Origin of the sequence: Streptomyces sp. NPDC005899 (genome assembly GCF_040629645.1) — a bacterium.
Lineage (GTDB): Bacteria > Actinomycetota > Actinomycetes > Streptomycetales > Streptomycetaceae > Streptomyces.
In genome coordinates this window covers 1-4,453 of the sequence record NZ_JBEXWB010000438.1, presented here as the reverse complement: position 1 = coordinate 4,453, position 4,453 = coordinate 1, and the positions used below count along the sequence as shown (strand labels likewise).

4 protein-coding genes are annotated in these 4,453 nt (G+C 73.9%); 2 read left to right on the top strand and 2 right to left on the bottom strand.

Going from position 1 to position 4,453, the window contains the following annotated elements; all coding sequences use genetic code 11:
* Positions 1-221 precede the first annotated feature (221 nt).
* The gene (locus ABZ371_RS29420) at positions 222-1,325 is read right to left on the bottom strand and encodes a DUF5925 domain-containing protein (RefSeq protein ID WP_358685228.1); all 1,104 of its coding nucleotides are present in this window, start codon (positions 1,323-1,325) and stop codon (positions 222-224) included.
* A 376-nt stretch (positions 1,326-1,701) separates the two neighbouring features.
* Here ABZ371_RS29420 and ABZ371_RS29415 point away from each other — a divergent pair, with 376 nt between their 5' ends.
* A complete protein-coding gene (locus tag ABZ371_RS29415; protein ID WP_358685225.1) occupies positions 1,702-2,511 on the top strand; it encodes an SGNH/GDSL hydrolase family protein in 810 nt (269 codons plus the stop codon).
* Positions 2,512-2,786: 275 nt separating this feature from the next.
* Positions 2,787-3,050 (top strand): hypothetical protein, encoded by a 264-nt coding sequence (locus ABZ371_RS29410; protein WP_358685223.1) that lies wholly within the window; start codon positions 2,787-2,789, stop codon positions 3,048-3,050.
* A 10-nt stretch (positions 3,051-3,060) separates the two neighbouring features.
* Here the strand turns inward: ABZ371_RS29410 and ABZ371_RS29405 are convergent, their stop codons facing one another.
* Positions 3,061-4,296 carry a CaiB/BaiF CoA-transferase family protein gene (locus ABZ371_RS29405; RefSeq protein WP_358685220.1) on the bottom strand — a complete coding sequence of 412 codons (1,236 nt, stop codon included), beginning with the start codon at positions 4,294-4,296 and terminating at the stop codon, positions 3,061-3,063.
* Positions 4,297-4,453: the final 157 nt, after the last annotated feature.

The window sequence follows — 4,453 nt, the reverse complement described above, 5'->3', positions numbered from 1 at the left end:
GGCCCGGCGCCTGGGCCTTCCCCGTGACGAGGCGCTCGCCCTGGCCGAGGACGCGCTCCGCGCGGCCTACTCGCGGTAGCCCGCGCCCCGCCCGGACGCCCGCCTGCGCGCCCGGGCCGGGAACCGGGTCCGCGCCCGGCCGCGAGGGGTGTTCGCGCCCCACCCGGGCGGTGGTCTCCGGCCGCGAGGCCGCTGCCCGCCGGTTCCGTTCCGGGACGAGCTCAGAGGTACAGCCCCGCGTCCGCCCCCGCGTCCTGCTTCGGTACGGAGGCGGGGCCGCCGCCCCGCCGCAGGGCGTACAGCTCGGCGAGCGTCGCGCCCTCGCGGCCGAGCCCTTCCTCCGTACCCAGCCAGGAGACCGACTCCGCGCGGGTCAGCGAACCCACCTCGATGCGGGCGAGGCAGCGGCCCGGCCTGACGACGGCGGGGTGCAGCCGCTCCAGGTCCTCGTTGGTCGTCACGCCCACCAGCACCTTGCGGCCCTGCCCCAGCAGACCGTCCGTCAGGTTCAGCAGCCTGGACAGCGCCTGGCCCGCCGTGTGCTTGGCCTCGCCGCGGATCAGCTCGTCACAGTCCTCCAGGAGCAGCAGCCGCCACCGCCCCGTCGCCGAGCTGTCGTCCTCGCCGATGGCGATGTCCATCAGGTAGCCGACGTCGTTGAAGAGCTGTTCCGGATCGAGCACGCAGTCCACCTGGCACCAGTCGCGCCAGGACCGGGCGAGCGTGCGAAGCGCCGAGGTCTTGCCGGTGCCCGGGGGGCCGTGCAGCAGGAGCAGCCGGCCGGTGATGTCGTCCGGCGTCACCTTCATCAGCCGGCCCATGGCATCGGCGACCGGAGCGGTGTAGTTGGCGCGGATCTCGTCCCACGTGCCCGCGGCGATCTGCCGGGTGGTGCGGTGCGGGCCGCGGCGGGGGGAGACGTACCAGAAGCCCATCGTCACGTTCTCGGCCTGCGGCTCCGGCTCGTCCTGCGCGCCGTCGGTCGCCTGGGCCAGCACCTTCTCCGCCAGTTCGGCGCTGGTCGCGGTGACGGTGACGTCGGCGCCGCGGTTCCACCGTGAGATGAGCAGTGTCCATCCCTCACCCTCGGCGAGGGTGGCGCTGCGGTCACCGTCACGCGCCGCCCTCAGCACCGTGGCAGCCGGTGGGAGCAGGGTCGCCCCCGACCTCACCCGGTCGAGGGAGGAACTGTGCGAGTAAGGCTGCTCGCCCGTCGTGAAACGGCCGAGGAACAGCGCGTCCACGACGTCGGACGGTGAGTCGCCGTCGTCGACGGTGAGCCGGATCGGCAGAGCGGACTCGGGGTTGGGGGACATGGCGTCCATGATCCGGCACGGCGACAGCCCGCGCACCCGGTTTCACCGGCTGCTCCGGGACGCCGCCTCCGGGTCCGGTGCGGCTCGGTGGATGCCGGCCCCGCGGCGCGAACGGCCGTGCGGGGCGGGCGGGTCCGCGTCGCGTGGCAGCGCGGGAGCGCGGAGGAGGAGGGGTGAGGGGGTCCGGCCGAGGCACGCCTGCCGGGGTGGCGCCCGGTGGGCGCGGGTGTCTCCGCCCGATGTGTTCCGCATGTCGGGCGCCCGCCCGAGGCCGGATCAGGTCGCAGGCGCCGCACGGCGGTTGGCTTTTTTGGCATGAACACTTCCGGAAATGCCGCCGGTGGGCTACCACGGAGTAGGCAGAGATCCTGCCCAAGGAGGTCACATGAAAATGTCCAGGCTCGTGGTGTTCTCGTCCTCTCTCCTGCTCGGCATCGCCGTCGCGCTGACCGGTGCGAGCGTCGCCACCGCCGACTCGTCCGCCCAGGCCGTCGACTACGTGGCGCTCGGCGACTCGTACTCCTCGGGCGTCGGAGCCGGCAGCTACGACAGCGCGAGCGGCGACTGCAAGCGCAGCACCCGCGCCTACCCGGTCCTCTGGAAGGCGGCCCACGCCCCCGCCTCGTTCGCCTTCACCGCGTGTTCGGGGGCCAGGACGGGAGACGTCACGGCCGGACAGCTCGGCCCGCTCAACTCCTCCACCGACCTCGTGTCGATCTCCATCGGCGGGAACGACGCCGGTTTCGCCGACGTCATGACGACCTGTGTGCTGCAGTCCGAGGCCACCTGCCTGGGCCGGATCGCCACCGCCCGCGCCTACGTCGACTCCACCCTGCCCGGCAAGCTGGACGCGGTGTACTCCGCGATCAGCGCGAAGGCGCCCTCCGCCCGTGTCGTCGTCCTCGGCTATCCGCGCTTCTACAAGCTCGGGGGCGGTTGTCTCGCCGGGCTGAGCGAGAACGAGCGCACCGCCATCAACAGCGCGGCCGACCTCCTCAACGCCGCCACCGCCAAGCGTGCCGCCGACCACGGCTTCACCTTCGGTGACGTCGCCTCCACCTTCGCCGGGCACGAGATCTGCTCGGGCACCGCCTGGCTGCACAGCGTCAACTGGCTGAACATCGGCGAGTCCTACCACCCCACCGCCGCCGGACAGTCCGGCGGCTACCTGCCCGCCTTCGCCGCACACGCCTGACCGCGCGTCCGGCGCCACGCCGGGACGGGAACCGGCCTCGGCCGGGGACCGCGTCCGGCCGGGGAGGAGGCTCTCGTCCACCGGGGCTCCTCCCCGATCCCGGCATTTCTGCCCCGGACCGCCCCAACCGGACCCACGGTCGGCCGAATTCGGTAACGGCCCGTCAACCTCCGTATACGTGTGTGCAATCCTGCGGCCGGGATACACGAGTGTCAGCGCGGGACGATAGGGTTAACCTGCCCGGGCCGGGTGCCCTCGTACGGGTGGGGAGTGACATGGAACAGATAACGGTGCGCAGCAGGCCGCGTGTGCCTGCCATCGCATGTGGAAGCAGCGCGACCAGTTCGCGGCTCGACCGCCATCTCGCAGTGCTGGGCGGCCCCGCCGTTCCGCAGCGCGAGTCCGCGGAAGCGACGCTGCTGATGCTCGAGCTCACCTCGCGCGACGTCGCGCACAGCCGCAGGAGCCGGAGCGCGCGTGTCTCGCTCTTCGCCCCGCTGCGGCGGCTGCGGCGCTCGCTCTTCGGCAGCCGCCGCTGACCGACGGCTGTCACGACCGGTCCGGCCCTCCGCTCGGCGCCGTACCCGCGATCACTCCGTCCCGACGCAGTGCTGCGATCTGCTCGCCCGTCATTCCCAGGGCTCGCAGCGTTGCGTCGGTGTGTTCCCCCAGCGCCGGTACGGCACCCATCGGCGTAGGCGCCCCGCCCGGCAGGCCGATCGGCGGCAGCAGCGCACGCAGTGCGCCGACCGGTGTGGACACCTCCCGCCAGCGCTCCCGCGCTGCCAGCTGCGGATGGGCCGCCACGTCAGCCACCGTGTTCAGCCGCGCGCAGGCGATTCCCGCCGCGTCCAGCCGGGCCCGCGCCTCCTCGCCCTTGAGCCGGGCGAGCGCCGCACCCACCACCGCGTCGGTCCGCTCCCGATTGGCCGTCCGCGCGGCGTTCGTCGCGAAGTCCGGGTCGTCGGCCAGTTCCGGCCGCCCGAGCACCTGTCCGGCCAGCCGCCGCCACTCACGGTCGTTCTGCACGGAGAGCAGCAGCCGCTCCCCGTCGGCGGTGCCGTACGCGTCGTACGGGGCGATCACCGCGTGGGCGAGGCCCGTGCGCGCCGGGGCCTCGCCGCCGTGCATCCCGTGGTGCAGCGGATGTCCCATCCACTCGGCCAGCGCGTCCAGCATGGAGACCTCCACCGGCCCGCCGCGTCCCGTGGCGGACCGCCGCAGCAGTGCGGCGAGCACACCGGAGAACGCGTACATGCCCGCCGCGATGTCGGCGGCGGGGATGCCCGCCTTCACCGGCTGTCCGGGGGTCCCCGTGACGGACACCAGGCCCGCCTCGCACTGGACGAGCATGTCGTAGGCCCGCCGGTGCGCGTACGGCCCGTCCGGGCCGTACCCCGAGATGTCCACGGCCACCAGGCGGTCGTGCGCGGCGCAGAGGGAGGCGGCGTCGAGCCCGAGCCGCGCGGCGGCTCCCTGGGCCAGGTTCTGCACGAACACGTCGGCGCCGGCCACGAGCCGGTGCACCACGTCCAGGCCGCGCGGATCCTTGAGGTCGACGGCCACGGACTCCTTCCCCCGGTTGCACCAGACGAAGTGGGAGGCCAGGCCGCCCGCGGCGGTGTCGTAACCGCGGGCGAAGTCTCCCCCGTCCGGACGTTCGACCTTGATCACCCTGGCGCCGAGGTCGGCGAGCTGCCGGGTGGCGAACGGGGCGGCGACGGCCTGTTCGACGGCGACGACGGTGATCCCGTCCAGGGGAAGGGGCTGTGCGCTGCTGCTCATGAGACCCGTGCTTACCTCCGCGCGGCGGCTTTGTCACGCGCGGCGGGGGCCCGCAGGACGCCGGCGAACGCACCGGGGGCGAGCGGCTCCGTACCCCGGGGCCCCGGCCCGCGCCCGGCCACGGGCTCTCCGGCCGCGCGCCACGCCCCCGGAGGGC